The organism is Streptomyces xanthii (genome assembly GCF_014621695.1).
Lineage (GTDB): Bacteria > Actinomycetota > Actinomycetes > Streptomycetales > Streptomycetaceae > Streptomyces > Streptomyces xanthii.
This window is the reverse complement of the sequence record NZ_CP061281.1, coordinates 3,773,782-3,787,781: the sequence shown is the minus strand read 5'-3', so window position 1 is coordinate 3,787,781 and position 14,000 is coordinate 3,773,782. Positions and strand designations below refer to the sequence as shown.

Annotated in this window: 16 protein-coding genes and 1 tRNA gene; 3 read left to right on the top strand and 14 right to left on the bottom strand. The window is 71.3% G+C overall.

Annotation, left to right across the window (positions count from 1 at the left end; all coding sequences use genetic code 11):
• Nucleotides 1-165: 165 nt before the first annotated feature.
• A complete protein-coding gene (locus IAG42_RS17185; protein WP_188337860.1) occupies nt 166-2,709 on the bottom strand; it encodes an MFS transporter in 2,544 nt (847 codons plus the stop codon).
• Between the two features lie 19 nt (nt 2,710-2,728).
• Entirely contained in the window at nt 2,729-3,235 is a 507-nt protein-coding gene (locus IAG42_RS17180) for a MarR family winged helix-turn-helix transcriptional regulator (protein WP_188337859.1), read from the bottom strand.
• Nucleotides 3,236-3,433: 198 nt separating this feature from the next.
• Here IAG42_RS17180 and IAG42_RS17175 point away from each other — a divergent pair, with 198 nt between their 5' ends.
• Nucleotides 3,434-3,643, top strand: coding sequence for a hypothetical protein (locus IAG42_RS17175; protein ID WP_188337858.1), 210 nt, complete (start codon nt 3,434-3,436; stop codon nt 3,641-3,643).
• Nucleotides 3,644-3,674: 31 nt separating this feature from the next.
• On the opposite strand, the gene IAG42_RS17170 is transcribed toward IAG42_RS17175, so the two are convergent.
• The 9 genes from IAG42_RS17170 to IAG42_RS17130 form a co-directional block, all read right to left on the bottom strand.
• The gene (locus IAG42_RS17170; protein WP_223206039.1) at nt 3,675-4,469 is read right to left on the bottom strand and encodes a hypothetical protein; all 795 of its coding nucleotides are present in this window, start codon (nt 4,467-4,469) and stop codon (nt 3,675-3,677) included.
• A gap of 109 nt (nt 4,470-4,578) precedes the next feature.
• Entirely contained in the window at nt 4,579-5,508 is a 930-nt protein-coding gene (locus IAG42_RS17165) for an RNA polymerase sigma factor SigF (protein ID WP_188337856.1), read from the bottom strand.
• A 246-nt stretch (nt 5,509-5,754) separates the two neighbouring features.
• The gene (locus IAG42_RS17160) at nt 5,755-6,579 is read right to left on the bottom strand and encodes an RNA polymerase sigma factor SigF (RefSeq protein WP_188337855.1); all 825 of its coding nucleotides are present in this window, start codon (nt 6,577-6,579) and stop codon (nt 5,755-5,757) included.
• Nucleotides 6,580-6,794: 215 nt separating this feature from the next.
• Nucleotides 6,795-7,088: a Dabb family protein gene (locus tag IAG42_RS17155; RefSeq protein ID WP_188337854.1), complete on the bottom strand. Its 294-nt coding sequence runs from the start codon at nt 7,086-7,088 to the stop codon at nt 6,795-6,797.
• A 52-nt stretch (nt 7,089-7,140) separates the two neighbouring features.
• The gene (locus IAG42_RS17150; protein ID WP_188337853.1) at nt 7,141-7,314 is read right to left on the bottom strand and encodes a hypothetical protein; all 174 of its coding nucleotides are present in this window, start codon (nt 7,312-7,314) and stop codon (nt 7,141-7,143) included.
• Between the two features lie 389 nt (nt 7,315-7,703).
• Nucleotides 7,704-7,788: transfer RNA gene (locus tag IAG42_RS17145), tRNA-Ser, on the bottom strand.
• 10 nt (nt 7,789-7,798) lie between these two features.
• Nucleotides 7,799-8,335 (bottom strand): tRNA adenosine(34) deaminase TadA, encoded by a 537-nt coding sequence (gene tadA / locus IAG42_RS17140; protein ID WP_188337852.1) that lies wholly within the window; start codon nt 8,333-8,335, stop codon nt 7,799-7,801.
• A 146-nt stretch (nt 8,336-8,481) separates the two neighbouring features.
• Complete coding sequence (locus IAG42_RS17135; RefSeq protein ID WP_188337851.1) at nt 8,482-9,033, bottom strand: tRNA adenosine deaminase-associated protein; 552 nt, start codon at nt 9,031-9,033, stop codon at nt 8,482-8,484.
• A 199-nt stretch (nt 9,034-9,232) separates the two neighbouring features.
• Nucleotides 9,233-9,442, bottom strand: coding sequence for a hypothetical protein (locus IAG42_RS17130; protein WP_188337850.1), 210 nt, complete (start codon nt 9,440-9,442; stop codon nt 9,233-9,235).
• A 139-nt stretch (nt 9,443-9,581) separates the two neighbouring features.
• On the opposite strand from IAG42_RS17130, the gene upp reads away from it, so the two are divergent.
• Nucleotides 9,582-10,217 (top strand): uracil phosphoribosyltransferase, encoded by a 636-nt coding sequence (gene upp, locus IAG42_RS17125; protein ID WP_188337849.1) that lies wholly within the window; start codon nt 9,582-9,584, stop codon nt 10,215-10,217.
• A 120-nt stretch (nt 10,218-10,337) separates the two neighbouring features.
• Here the strand turns inward: upp and IAG42_RS17120 are convergent, their stop codons facing one another.
• Both IAG42_RS17120 and IAG42_RS17115 read right to left on the bottom strand, forming a co-directional pair.
• On the bottom strand, nt 10,338-10,982 hold the full coding sequence (locus tag IAG42_RS17120) for a LytR C-terminal domain-containing protein (protein ID WP_188337848.1): 645 nt from the start codon (nt 10,980-10,982) through the stop codon (nt 10,338-10,340).
• Between the two features lie 113 nt (nt 10,983-11,095).
• Nucleotides 11,096-11,392, bottom strand: coding sequence for a type II toxin-antitoxin system VapB family antitoxin (locus IAG42_RS17115; RefSeq protein ID WP_003955420.1), 297 nt, complete (start codon nt 11,390-11,392; stop codon nt 11,096-11,098).
• Between the two features lie 121 nt (nt 11,393-11,513).
• On the opposite strand from IAG42_RS17115, the gene IAG42_RS17110 reads away from it, so the two are divergent.
• Nucleotides 11,514-13,127, top strand: coding sequence for a helicase HerA-like domain-containing protein (locus IAG42_RS17110; protein ID WP_188337847.1), 1,614 nt, complete (start codon nt 11,514-11,516; stop codon nt 13,125-13,127).
• A 260-nt stretch (nt 13,128-13,387) separates the two neighbouring features.
• On the opposite strand, the gene IAG42_RS17105 is transcribed toward IAG42_RS17110, so the two are convergent.
• Entirely contained in the window at nt 13,388-13,987 is a 600-nt protein-coding gene (locus IAG42_RS17105) for an HhH-GPD-type base excision DNA repair protein (RefSeq protein ID WP_188341441.1), read from the bottom strand.
• Between the last annotated feature and the right edge of the window lie 13 nt (nt 13,988-14,000).

The window sequence follows — 14,000 nt, the reverse complement described above, 5'->3', positions numbered from 1 at the left end:
CGGTCGTCTCCCGCACGGGAAAGGGCCCCGGACCGTGGCGTCTCCGGCCGTCCCCTGCCGTTCAACGACGCCGCACCGTCCGGGGCCCCTTTCCCACATCCGGGCCGGCACGGCGCGCGTCTCCGCTCGAAGCGCGCGCCGGCCTTCAGGTGGCCCGGGGTCTCGCTACTCGCCCGGGTGGGCGAGTTCGATGTCGTGGCCGTCGACGCCACTGCCCTGCACCGAGAGGTGCGTGGCCACCGGCGGGTACCCGGTCGCGATGACCGTGTAGTCGCCGCCGTCCAGGTCGGTGAAGGCGTACGCGCCGTCCTCACCGGTGGTCGAGGTCGCGACCACGTTGCCCGCGGCGTCGATCAGCGTGACCCGGGCGTCGTTCAGCGTCCGGCCCGCGGCGCGCACGGTGCCCTGCACCTGCGAGCCGGAGTTCAGCTCGATCTCGACCCGGGTGACGCCCGTGCCGCCGACCTCGACGGGCAGCGCCATCGGACGGTGGCCCGCGGCGTTCACCGCGACGGTCACCGTGCCGGGCACCAGCTCGGCGAAGGTGAACTCGCCCTCCTGGCCGGACAGTCCGGTGGCGAGCACGTCACCGCGCACGTCCGTGACGATGACCATGGCGCCGGTGACCGGGGCCTTGGTCTCGGCCGCCTTCACGACACCACTGAGACCGCTGGTGCCGCTGAGGAGGATGTCGTACGTGACGGGCTCCTCGCCGATGACCACCGTGGAGGCCTGCGGCTGGTAGCCGTCGGCCGAGGCGATCAGCACGTACGAACCGGCGCCGGGGGCGTCGACCGCGTAGGCACCGTCGCCCTGGGCGACCGCGCGGCCCAGCTGCCGTCCGCCGAGGGAGATCAGCGTGACCGCGGCGCGGGCGACCGGGGCGGACTCGGCGCCGCGGACGAAACCGCGGACCGGGGTGCCGCCGCCCGTCGCACCGGCGGCCTGCGCCGGAGCGTCACCGGCGACCGAGGCCACCGCGGCGAGCTGCTGCGTCTGCGTGTCGGCGACGGGAGCGGAGGAGGCGGCGACCAGGCTGGGCACCTTCTCCTCGGCGGCCGGGGCGACCGGGGCGGAAGCCGCGGCGGCGGGGGCCGGGGCGGACTCGCCCTGGGCGGCCTGCTCGAGGGCACCGGACGTACGCAGCGGAACCTCCTTGATGAAGAGCGTCACGATGAACGCCAGCAGGGCGATCGGGGCGACGTACAGGAAGATGTCGGCGATGCCGTGCCCGTACGCGCTCTCCAGCCAGTTGCGGACCGGGGCGGGCAGCAGGTCCATGTCCGGGATCTGACCGGAACCGGCGGCCTTGCCGGCCGCGGCCTGCGCCTGCGGGTCGAGCTGGCCGATGGTGTCCTTCGCGTAGTGCGAGATACGCGTGGTCATCACGGAGCCGAGCGCGGAGACGCCGATCGCGCCACCGAGGGACCGGAAGAAGGTCACGACGGAGGAGGCGGAACCGAGGTCCTGGGGGGCGACCTGGTTCTGGGTGCAGAGCACGAGGTTCTGCATCATCATGCCGACGCCGAGGCCCATCAGCGCCATGAAGATGGCGAGGTGCCAGTACGGGGTGTCGTAGCGCATCGTGCCGAGCAGGCCGAGACCCGCGGTCAGCAGGACGCCGCCGGAGACCAGCCACGCCTTCCACTTGCCGGTCTTGGTGATGACCTGGCCGGACACGGTGGAGGAGACGAACAGACCCGCGATCATCGGGATCGTCATGACGCCGGACATCGTCGGCGACTTGTCCCGGGCGAGCTGGAAGTACTGCGAGAAGAACACGGTGCCGGCGAACATCGCGACACCCACGAGCAGCGAGGCCAGCGAGGCCAGCGTGATCGTGCGGTTCTTGAACAGGCGCAGCGGGATGATCGGCTCGCTGGCCTTGGACTCGACGAACAGGAAGACCAGCGCCAGGACGAGCGCGCCGCCGACCATCGAGTAGGTCTGCCACGACAGCCAGTCGTACTTGTCGTCGGCGAAGGTGACCCAGACGAGCAGCAGGCAGACGGCCGCGGTGACGAAGAAGGCGCCGGCCCAGTCGACCTTGACCTTCCGCTTGACCACCGGGAGGTGCAGCGTCTTCTGCAGCACGAACAGCGCGATCAGCGCGAAGGGCACACCGACGTACAGGCACCAGCGCCAGCCGAGCCACGAGGTGTCGGTGATGACGCCGCCGAGCAGCGGACCGCCGACGGTCGCGACGGCGAAGGTGGCGCCCAGGTAGCCGGAGTAACGGCCACGCTCACGCGGGGAGATCATCGCGGCCATGATGATCTGCGCCAGGGCGGACAGACCGCCGGCGCCGATGCCCTGGATGGCGCGGGCGCTGATCAGCATCCCCGGGTTCTGCGCGAGACCGGCGATGACGGAGCCCACGACGTAGACGACGAGGGCTATCTGGACGAGGGCCTTCTTGCTGACGAGGTCGGCCATCTTGCCCCACAGGGGCGTGGTGGCGGTCATCGCGAGCAGCGAGGCGGTGACGACCCAGGTGTAGGCGGACTGGCCGCCGCCCAGGTCGCCGATGATCTCCGGCAGCGCGTTGGAGACGATCGTCGAGGAGATGATGGCGGCGAACATGCCGAGCAGCAGCCCGGACAGCGCCTCCATGATCTGACGGTGCGTCATCGGAGCGCCGGGGTCGGGGGCGGCGCCTCCGTGCTTGGCATGGCTGCCCCGCACACCGGCCGGTGTGGATGTTGCCATGGGATTCCTTTTCTTACGTCTATGCGGGTGTACGGGTGGGGGACTGCGCCGGGACGGCGTCGGCGGCCGGGACGTGGGCTCGTGCGGAGCCCGTGGTCCGGCAGTCGCCGAAGCTGTCGCGCAGCCGGGTCATGAGGGTGATCAACTGGTCGACCTCGTCGTCGGACCAGTCGCTCAGCCGGTCGGCGAGCAGCTGCGTGGTGCGCTCGTTGAGCACTTCCAGCTGCTTCGAGCCCATGTCGGTGAGGCTGAGGATGCGCGAGCGCTTGTCGGCCGGGTCGGCGTTCCGCTCGATCCAGCCGCGGTCGGCGGCGTGCGCGACGTGCCGGCTGGCGACCGACACGTCGACGGCGAGCAGCTCGGCCATGCGGCTCATCCGCATGGCGCCGTAGCGCGAGAGCAGGGTGAGCACGGCGGCGGTGCCGGCCGGGCAGTCGTGCGGCAGGATGCGCGCCATGTCCCGCTTGACGGCGCCGAAGGCGCTGAACTGTCGCGTGAGCTCGTCGTAACGACGCTGTGCGGCCACAGCAGCTCCTCCTGACCAGAACCTTATTCGTTGCTTAGGGCAACCATAGAAGCAGTTGGTTGCCGCAGGCAAACGAAATGGGGGTGCGGAAGCCTAAAATCACGGCAAAGGGGAAGTGTGAAGGGGTAAAGCTGCAGCTCAAGTGGCGTTTGTGCAGGCTGTGGCGCCTGTCGCGCCGATTCGCTAGGGTCCTGCCCCATGGCACACAACCCCCAGGGCCCGGGCCCCGAAGGCAACTACGACCCGGCGGGCAGCACCCAGATGTTCCGCGCATTCGTCGACGAGCAGCCCCAGGGCGCGGCCCGGCAGGCGGCCCCGGCGAAGTCCGGCCCCGGTGCGGGCCTGATCATCGGCATCGTGGTCGCCGTCGCGGTGATCGCGGCGGTCGCGTGGCTGGCGTTCGGCTAGTGCCGGCTGCGTGAGCTCCGGTTCCCGGGGCTCAGCCGGCGTCCACGGTGACGTCGCGCGTCTCCAGGTGCATGCCCAGCGGTACGCGCCAGGAGTCGACGCACACCTTCCACGTCTTCTCCTTCTTCTCCCCGGCCTCGATCGGCACGGGGAGCTTCTCCGTGTTCTCGATCGTCGCCCAGTCGACCCCGAGCGCGCCGATGATGTGCGTCTCGAAGGTCACGGTGCCCGAACGGACCGCGCTGCCTCCGGAGTTGAGCAGCGTCAGGGTGACGTCCTGGCACCAGCGCCGGTCGGTGTCGTCGAGTTCGGGATCGCCGACGAGCTTGAGCAGCGCGGGGCCGCCGGTGGACGGCTCGTCCGAGGGGTCCGGCGTCGGCGTGCCGGGCGCGCCCGGGCTCGTACCCGTACCGCTGCCTGTACCTGATCCCGTGCCTGTGTCGCCGCCGGAACCCGAGCCCGATCCGGAGCCTGTGCCGCCGCCCCCCGGAGTGTGCGCGCCCGGCGATGCAGAGCCTTCGCCGCCCGCCGCGCCGCCTCCGTCCGGGGCGCCCGGCGCGGCCGGTCCGCCGTCCCCGGAGCCGCCCGGACCGCCGCCGGACGCGGATCCGGCGGAGCCGTCCGCGTCCCGGGCCGCGCCGGACGGGCCGGGTGGGTCCAGCGGGACCAGTTCGACCTTGCCGCGGGGAGCCGTGCCGCGGACCGAGGCGTCGGCGGGGCCGCCCGCCGCGCCCACCGCCACGTAGCCGGCCCGTGGAGCGTCACCGCCGAGTGTGAACGCGGCGGTTCCTCCCAGGCAGACGGCGGCGACCGAAGCAGCCGCCACAGTCGCCCCTCTACGACCTCGCACCCATGCGCGCACCATCGCGCCAGTGTGTCTGACGGGTCGTCAATTAGGAACCCCGCGACGGGAATCCCGGCGCGGGGCCGCGGGGTCAGTCGGCGATCAGGCCTTCCCTGAGCTGGGCGAGCGTGCGGGTGAGCAGCCGGGAGACGTGCATCTGCGAGATGCCGACCTCCTCGCCGATCTGGGACTGCGTCATGTTCCCGAAGAAGCGGAGCATGATGATGCGGCGCTCGCGCGGCGGCAGCTTGGCCAGCAGCGGCTTGAGCGACTCCCGGTACTCGACGCCCTCCAGGGCCGTGTCCTCGTACCCGAGGCGGTCGGCGAGGGAGCCCTCGCCGCCGTCGTCCTCGGGGGCCGGCGAGTCGAGGGAGGACGCCGTGTACGCGTTCCCCACCGCCAAGCCGTCGACGACGTCCTCCTCGGAGACGCCGAGCACGGCGGCGAGCTCCGGGACGGTCGGCGAGCGGTCCAGCTTCTGGGAGAGCTCGTCGCTCGCCTTCGTCAGCGCGAGCCGCAGCTCCTGGAGCCGGCGCGGCACCCGCACCGACCAGGAGGTGTCCCGGAAGAAGCGCTTGATCTCGCCGACCACGGTCGGCATCGCGAAGGTCGGGAACTCCACGCCCCGCTCGCAGTCGAAGCGGTCGATCGCCTTGATCAGGCCGATCGTGCCGACCTGGACGATGTCCTCCATCGGCTCGTTGCGGCTGCGGAAGCGGGCCGCCGCGTAGCGCACCAGCGGCAGGTTCAGCTCGATGAGGGTGTCGCGCACGTAACCCCGCTCGGGGCTGTGCTCGTCGAGGGTGGCCAGGCGCAGGAACAGGGAGCGGGACAGGGTGCGGGTGTCGAGGGGCCCCGACGCCTCAGGGCTCTCCGGAGCCTGGGCCGGCACGGCGGCCGGGGCAGGAGCGGGCGGAGTGTCGATCAGCGCGGCGGTCGCGGACTCGCTCAGGTCACCGGACGCGACGGACGCGTCGGGCGTGAGCGTGAGCACCTTCGAGCTGCCCTGGTCTGCGGACATGCCACCCCCTTGAGGTCGCGGACGGTCGCGGCGGGCGCTCCCGTCATTTAGGAGCGCAGCCTCCACCTGAATACCGGAGGGGAGGCCGCGCCAAACGCGGTTCCAGCAGAATGTCACATGTCGGCAACGCGCTGTAGTGACATGTCGACATGGATGGGGCGAAAACGCGCTGATAACAGGGGGTGTGGCCGAAGTTGGAGGGGTTTCTGTCGAGAAATCTCCGCCGAAGCGGTCTACCCGATTCAGCTATGCGTCGATCCTGTTTGCGGATCGAAGTCGCGCAAAACTACGCGCGAGGAGCCTTGACACATGCATCTGCGAGACACCGAGTTCGGCGCTGATCTGAGACTGCGTCAAGTTCGAGTAGTAGCGCAGGAGAAGGATCCGCTGCTCGCGCTCGGGGAGCTGGACGAGGAGGTGCCGGACGAGGTCGCGGTGTTCCACGCCGTCGAGTTCGGGGTCCTCGTAGCCGAGCCGGTCGAGCAGCCCGGGCATCCCGTCGCCCTCCTGCGCGGCCTCCAGCGAGGTCGCGTGGTACGAGCGTCCGGCCTCGATGCAGGCGAGCACCTCGTCCTCGCCGATGCGCAGCCGCTCGGCGATCTCGCCGGTCGTGGGCGAGCGCCCGAAGGCGGTGGTGAGGTCCTCGGTGGCGCTGGTGACCTGCACCCACAGTTCGTGCAGGCGCCGGGGCACGTGCACGGTCCGCACGTTGTCGCGGAAGTAGCGCTTGATCTCGCCGACGACGGTCGGCATCGCGAAGGTGGGGAACTGGACGCCCCGGTCCGGGTCGAACCGGTCGATTGCGTTGATGAGCCCGATCGTGCCGACCTGGACGACGTCCTCCATCGGCTCGTTGCGGCTGCGGAAGCGGGCCGCCGCGTACCGCACGAGCGGCAGGTTCGCCTCGACGAGCGCCGAGCGCACGCGGGTGTGCTCGGGGCTGCCCGGCGGCAGGTCCTTGAGTTCGGCGAACAGCACCTGGGTGAGCGCTCGGGTGTCGGCCCCGCGGGTCTTCGCGGTCGGTGCTTGCGGCGCCTGAGGCGCAGTACTGGCCGGCACGGTCAACCCCACCTCTATCCGTCAACTGTTTGCGTCAACTCATCGGTCAAAAGCGGTCATAGCATCACAAGACATGTGCACTGTGTGCAAGCACCGCATCACTACGTGTTGAAGGGTGAGTTGGGGTGTTAAACCTGGCGCCGGACATGGAAAGGCCCCTCACCGTTCCCGGTGAAGGGCCGTTCGGTCGTGCGAGAGGAGGCCGCCGCGCGGTGGCCCCGGCCGGCTCAGAACTCGTAGTCGGCGATCACCCAAGTGGCGAACTCCCGCCACTGCGCCACGCCCGCCTGGTGGGCCGGGTGCTCCAGGTAGCGCTTGAGGGCGTCGGCGTCGTCGACCGCCGAGTTGATCGCGAAGTCGTACGCGATCGGCCGGTCGGTGATGTTCCAGTCGCACTCCCAGAAGCGCAGCTCGGGGATCTGCTCCCCCAGCGCGCGGAAGGCCTTCACGCCCTCGGCCACGCGGGGTTCGTCGCGGCTGACGCCGTCGTTGAGCTTGAAGAGGACCAGATGGCGGATCACAGGTGCTCCAGGCGGTGCCGTACGCGCGCGCGGGACGCACGCGTGGATGAACTCACTGGCCGCCGTTGGCGACCCATGTCATGAAGTCACCGACCGCCTGGGCGGCGGAGGATATGCCCTCGAAGCCTATCTGGACGTAGTCCGCGGCCTTGGCGGGGTCCGTGATGACCACGTAGAGGACGAAGACCACCGCGACGTACAGACCCACCTTTTTCGCCTGCACCACGCTCGGCCTCCCCTGTACCTGTAGCCCCTGATCGCCGGCGGCGAGTCTATCCCGGACATCTGTTCACCCGGCCTTTAAGGACCAACGGCCCTGCGGTACGGGCCGTTTGCCGCGCTCGCGGGCGGATCCGGTGGCGCAGGATGGATGGCGAGCCCGGAGGGTCTGGCAGGAATCCGAAGGGCAGGGACGAGCCCCGACTGCGGGGTCCGCGCCGCGCCTTCCCCCCGAGAAAGCGGCGCGGGCTACGGGGATCGTCCTCACCGGGGGGAGCGGCTTGTCCCCCCGATGCCGCTCCCCCCGACCTGCTTCTCCTGACCTGCTTCTTCTGACCACGGCATGCAGAACGCCCCCTCTTCCGGGGAGAACCCTGGAAGAGGGGGCGTTGTCAGCGGTAGCGGAGGGATTTGAACCCTCGGTGACTTGCGCCACACTCGCTTTCGAGGCGAGCTCCTTCGGCCGCTCGGACACGCTACCGAGAGGAACTCTAGCCCAAAGATGGCCGAGGTCTGAAATCCGTATCCCTGAAGAAGTGGATCAGGGGCTGTGCGCACTCCTCGGCGAGCACGTCCGCGATGACCTCGGGGCGGTGGTTGAGGCGCCGGTCGCGGATCACGTCCCACAGCGAACCGGCCGCGCCGGCCTTCTCGTCACGGGCTCCGTAGACGACCCGGTCGAGGCGGGACTGCACGATGGCGCCCGCGCACATCGTGCACGGCTCCAGCGTGACGACGAGGGTGCAGCCGGTCAGCCGCCACTCGCCGAACGCCTCGGCGGCCCGGCGGATCGCCAGGACCTCGGCGTGCGCGGTGGGGTCGCCGGTCAGCTCGCGCTCGTTGTGCGCGACGGCCAGCACGGTGGTGCCGTCCGGCGCCAGCACGACGGCGCCGACCGGCACGTCACCGGCCGCCGCGGCGAGCCCGGCCTCGGCCAGGGCCCGCCGCACGGCCGGCTTCCACGGATCCCGCACCGGGTCGGGCGGTCCGTCGGGAGAGTCGTCGGAAAAGGCAGCGGGGGAGGTCACGCGCCGGAATCTATCCCGGCCGGCGCGCGGACCGGCCCCTAGGTCCTGTCTGGAGTTCCCCGTCTGCGTGCCGACCGCCGCTGCGCCCGCGCTCCGCGCGGACGACGGGGAACTCCAGACAGGACCTAGCCGTCGCGTACGGGCCTTCAGCGCACCGTCTCGAGCACCTCCGCGGCGCCGAGCACCTCGGCGATCTCGTTCAGCGCGTCCCCGGCGCCGAAGCCCAGCAGGTCCTTCTCGGGGACGCCGAGGTCGGCGAGGAGCGCGGGGTCGCCGAGCGGGCCGGGCGGCACGATCTCCGCGTCGCCGACCTCGTCCTCGTCACCGTCGGCCGAGGCCTCCGGTTCGCCGTCCTCGGTGCCGTCCAGGTCGAGCGCGTCCAGCTCGTCCTCGACCGCGTCCGGGTCCTTGCCGAGCAGTTCGTCGGTGAGCAGGATCTCGCCGTAACTGCTGCGGGCGGCGGCAGCGGCGTCCGAGATGTAGATGCGGGGGTCCTCCTCACCGTCCACACGGACGACGCCGAACCAGGCGTCCTCCTGTTCGATGAAGACGAGAACCGTGTCGTCCTCGGCGCCGGCCTCGGCCGCCGCCTCACGGGCCAGGTCGGACAGGTCCGACAGGGTCTCCACGTCGTCGAGCTCTGTATCGCTCGCTTCCCACCCGTCTTCGGTGCGCGCGAGCAGTGCGGCGAAGTACACCGTGACTCTCCCACTGGTCTCAGGTGTGCCGGTCGGGGGTCCCCCCGGCGTCGGAAGGCGGGAGTCGGGACCGGCCCCGCCACTCGGAATCGTGGCAGAAAGAACGGCTCCAAGAGAGGTCTTCCGCACGCTGTGTTGGCGGGGCGCCCTCGCCGGGCGTGTCGCGTGTGAGCCGCGTCACCTGCCCTTCGCCGGTGTGTCACCAGCGAAACGTGCGCATCCTCATCTGCTGGCGCATGCGCGCGGCCCGTGCGCGGCGCGGCTGGACCCGGGCGCGCAGCTCGCGCGCCTCCGTCAGTTCCCGCAGGAACACGGCGCGGCGGCGCCTGCGCTCGGCGTCCGTCTCCGGCTCGGCGTCCGCGCCCCCGGACTCCGGGTCGGACTCCGTCCCTTGCTTGCGGTCCGGCATCGGCGACACCACCACCCCAGTCGACGCGTCCCTTCCACTTTCCCTCCACCGGCCCCTTCGATGCCAGTGCGTGGCAGGGGGCAAGTGAGGCGGGTGCGCGGGGGAGCCGGGGCCGCGGGGCGCGGTTACTGTTGAGGACATGCGGATCCATGTCGTCGACCACCCACTCGTGGCGCACAAACTCACCACGCTGCGCGACCAGCGCACCGACTCCCCGACCTTCCGGCGCCTGGCCGACGAGCTGGTCACCCTGCTCGCCTACGAGGCGACCCGGGACGTGCGCACCGAGCAGGTCGACATCGACACCCCGGTGTCGCGGACGACGGGTGTGAAGCTCTCCCACCCGCGCCCCCTGGTCGTGCCGATCCTGCGCGCGGGCCTCGGCATGCTCGACGGCATGGTGCGCCTGCTCCCCACCGCCGAGGTCGGCTTCCTCGGCATGGTGCGCGACGAGGAGACCCTCCAGGCCTCCACCTACGCGACCCGGATGCCGGACGACCTCTCGGGCCGCCAGGTGTACGTCCTGGACCCGATGCTCGCCACGGGCGGCACGCTCGTCGCGGCGATCCAGGAGCTCATCAAGCGCGGCGCCGACGACGTCACGGCCGTCGTGCTGCTCGCCGCGCCCGAGGGCGTCGAGATCATGGAGCGCGAGCTGGCGGGCACGCCGGTGACCGTGGTGACGGCCTCGGTCGACGAGCGTCTCAACGAGAACGGCTACATCGTCCCCGGCCTGGGCGACGCGGGCGACCGCATGTACGGCGCCGCGGAGTAGTTCCTACGGGCCTGTGTCCGTCAGCGGCCCGGCCGCGGGGCGCGAGCGACCACACGAAAGCCGCCGCCGCGACTGCTCGATACAGGGCAGACGCGGCGGCGGCTTTCTGGCGTGCGGAAACTAGCAGCGCGACTTGGCGGGCGCCGGCTTCGGATGCGTCAGCGCGGCCAGCGACTTGTCGGCGGCGGGCCGGGGCGACAGTTCCTTGAACCCGTCGCCGATGATGAGGTCGACCTCGGCCGGCTTCTCGCGGGCGTCGGCCTTGAGCTCGGCCCCGGCCAGCTGCGTGCCCAGGACGGGGAGCGCCGCGTCGGTCGCCGAGGTCGCCCCGAGCAGCAGCCCGGGTCCCTTGACCTTCTTGTCGTACTCCTTCGTCGCGTTCCCCACCTCGCCGATCTTGAAGCCGCGCTTCTTCAGCTCGTCGGCGGTCTTCTTGGCGAGGCCGCCGCGAGGGGTCGCGTTCAGCACGTTGACCGTGATGCCGCCCGGGGCCGGGAGCTTCTTGGCCGCCTGCGCGGGGGTGGCGGAGGCGCTGGGGGTCGCCTTGCAGTGTGCGGAGCCGGCGCCGGCCGCGGTCGCCTTGTCGCCGCCCGTGAACACGTCGACGAGCTGGAAGGAGCCCCAGCCGATCAGGCCGACGGCGGCGACGGACGCGACGACGGCGAGCACGATCCGGGTGCGTGAGCGGCCGCGTCGCATGCGGGGGTACTTGTCCCCCGTGATGCGGTACTTGCCGCCCATGCCGGGGGGAGTGAGCATGCTCATGGGCGCAGCGTAGTGCCGCTCGCCGGTGATTCCTATTAAATGATCAGGCGAGATGTCCCGTACGACCCGAAAGGGTCAATCCGGGCCGCCGCGGAGGGCGGGCCCGCCGGCCGTCAGCCCAGTTCGAGGACGCGGGCGTGCAGGACCTGGCGCTGCTGGAGCGCGGCGCGGACCGCGCGGTGCAGCCCGTCCTCCAGGTACAGGTCGCCCTGCCACTTCACGACGTGCGCGAAGAGGTCGCCGTAGAACGTCGAGTCCTCGGCGAGCAGGGTCTCCAGGTCGAGCTGGCCCTTGGTCGTCACCAGCTGATCGAGGCGGACCGGGCGCGGCGCGACGTCCGCCCACTGCCGGGTGCTTTCCCGGCCGTGGTCGGGGTACGGCCGGCCGTTTCCGATGCGCTTGAAGATCACACGGAAAGCCTACCGGGCGAGCCTCACCGGGCGCAGCCATGGAGACCGAGTGCGACTCTGGGAAATACCGTGCAGAAACGGGATGTACTGGGATCGTGCCAGCCGGTGACAGGGGCCTGAAATGAGTGACAGCGAGCCGAAGGCGGGCGACCAGGGCGGCGGATCGGGCCCGTCCGGGTCAGACGGCGGAGCCGGGTTGACGCCGGGCGGCGAGCTGCCCGCCGAGGCGCGGGAGATCGCCGCCGGATACGCCTTCACGGGACCCGCGCTCGACCTCGGCGCGCTGGTCTGGGACGGCACGAGCCGGCCCGGCGCGCAGATCCGCATCCCCCTCACGATGCTGAACCGGCACGGGCTCGTCGCCGGCGCCACCGGCACCGGCAAGACGAAGACCCTCCAGCTCGTCGCGGAGCAGCTCTCCGCGCAGGGCGTGCCGGTGTTTCTCGCCGATGTGAAGGGCGACCTCTCCGGGGTCTCGGCGCCCGGCCAGGACGGCGACAGGGTGCGCGAGCGGGCCGGGCAGGTGGGCCAGGAGTGGACCGGGACCGGCTTCCCCTGCGAGTTCTACGCGCTCGGCGGCATCGGCACCGGCATCCCGCTGCGCGCCACCGTCACCAGTTTCGGCCCGGTCCTGCTCAGCAAGGTGCTGCGGCTCAACCAGACGCAGGAGCAGTCCCTCGGCCTGATCTTCCACTACGCCGACCAGAAGGGCCTGGAGCTGTACGACCTCAAGGACCTGCGGGCCGTCGTCACCTTCCTCACCTCGCCCGAGGGCAAGTCCGAGCTGAAGGGGATCGGCGGGCTGTCGGCCGCGACCGCCGGGGTGATCCTGCGGTCCCTGACGACGTTCGAGGCGCAGGGCATGGGCGACTTCTTCGGGGAGCCCGAGTACGACACGAGCGAGCTGCTGCGCACGGCGTCCGACGGGCGGGGCCTGGTTTCCGTACTGGAGCTGCCGGCCGTGCAGGACAAGCCGCAGCTGTTCTCGACGTTCCTGATGTGGCTGCTCGCGGATCTGTTCCAGGCGCTGCCGGAGGTCGGGGACGTCGAGAAGCCGAAGCTCGTCTTCTTCTTCGACGAGGCGCACCTGCTGTTCAAGGACGCGTCCAAGGCGTTCCTGGAGTCGATCACGCAGACCGTGCGGCTGATCCGGTCCAAGGGCGTCGGTGTCTTCTTCGTGACGCAGACGCCGAAGGACGTGCCGGGCGACGTCCTCGCGCAGCTCGGCAACCGGGTGCAGCACGCGCTGCGGGCCTACACGCCCGACGACCAGAAGGCGCTCAGGGCGACCGTGAAGACGTTCCCGAACGCGGCGTACGACCTGGAGGAGCTGCTGACCTCCCTGGGGACCGGCGAGGCCGCGGTCACCGTGCTCAGCGAGAACGGGGCGCCGACGCCGGTGGCGGCGACGCGGCTGCGGGCGCCGCAGTCGTTGATGGGGCCTGTCGCGGCGGAGGCGCTGGACGCGGCGGTGCGGGGGTCTTCTCTGTACGGGCGGTACGCGGACGCCGTCGACCGGGAGTCGGCCTACGAGAAGCTGCGCGCGGCCGAGTCGGCGCCCGCAGCCGCCCCGGCCCCGGCACCGGCGTCCTCGCGGCGGGCCGCGCCGAAGGAGGACGAGTCGCTGGTGGAGCAGGTGGTGGGCAGCGGGGTCTTCAAGTCGCTGGCGCGGTCGATGGGGACGCAGCTGGGGCGCGAGATCTCCCGGTCGCTCTTCGGCACGCGGCGGCGCTGAGGCGCGGCCTCGCGCCGTGGGAGCTTCGGCATCGATGCCGGGTGCCGGCCCGTGGGGCTTCTCGCGCAGTTCCCCGTGCCCCTGAAGGCACACTTCGTGCGCCCCAGGGGGGCGTCGCCGAAGGGTCTCTTCGCGCGCCTGACGGCGGTGGGTCGGCGTGATTCAAGCCCCTCCGGCGATTGAGGAGCGGGGGCCGGGGCGGAGCCCCGGGGGTGCCGCCGTCGGGGGGTGCGGTCTTGTCGCCGGGTGACCCGTCAGCCCTACTTCGCGGCCTTGGCCGCCTTCGCCGCCTTCGCCGCCGCCTTCATCTCCTGCTTGTGCGCCCGCACCTTGGTCAGGGAGTCGGGGCCCGTGATGTCGGCGACGGAGCGGAAGGACTTGGGGGCGCCGTAGTCGCCGGCGGCCTCGCGCCAGCCCTTGGGGCGGACGCCGAGCTGCTTGCCGAGGAGGGCGAGGAAGATCTGGGCCTTCTGCTTGCCGAAGCCGGGCAGGTCGTTCAGCCGGGTCAGGAGCTCCTTGCCGGTGCCGACGCCCTCCCAGACGGCGGCCGCGTCCCCGTCGTAGTGCTCGACGAGGTACTGGCACAGCTGCTGGATCCGCTTCGCCATGGAGCCCGGATAGCGGTGCACGGCCGGCTTCTCGGAGAGGAGCGCGGCGAAGGCCTCGGGGTCGTACGCGGCGATCTCGTGCGCGTCGAGGTCGTCGGCGCCGAGCCGGTCGGCGATCGTGCGGGGCCCGGCGAACGCCCACTCCATGGGCACCTGCTGGTCGAGCAGCATGCCCACGAGCGCGGCGAGCGGACTGCGCCCGAGCAGCTCGTCGGCGGCAGGGTCCTGGGCGAGGTGGAGGGTGACGTCCATGCGGCTCATACGT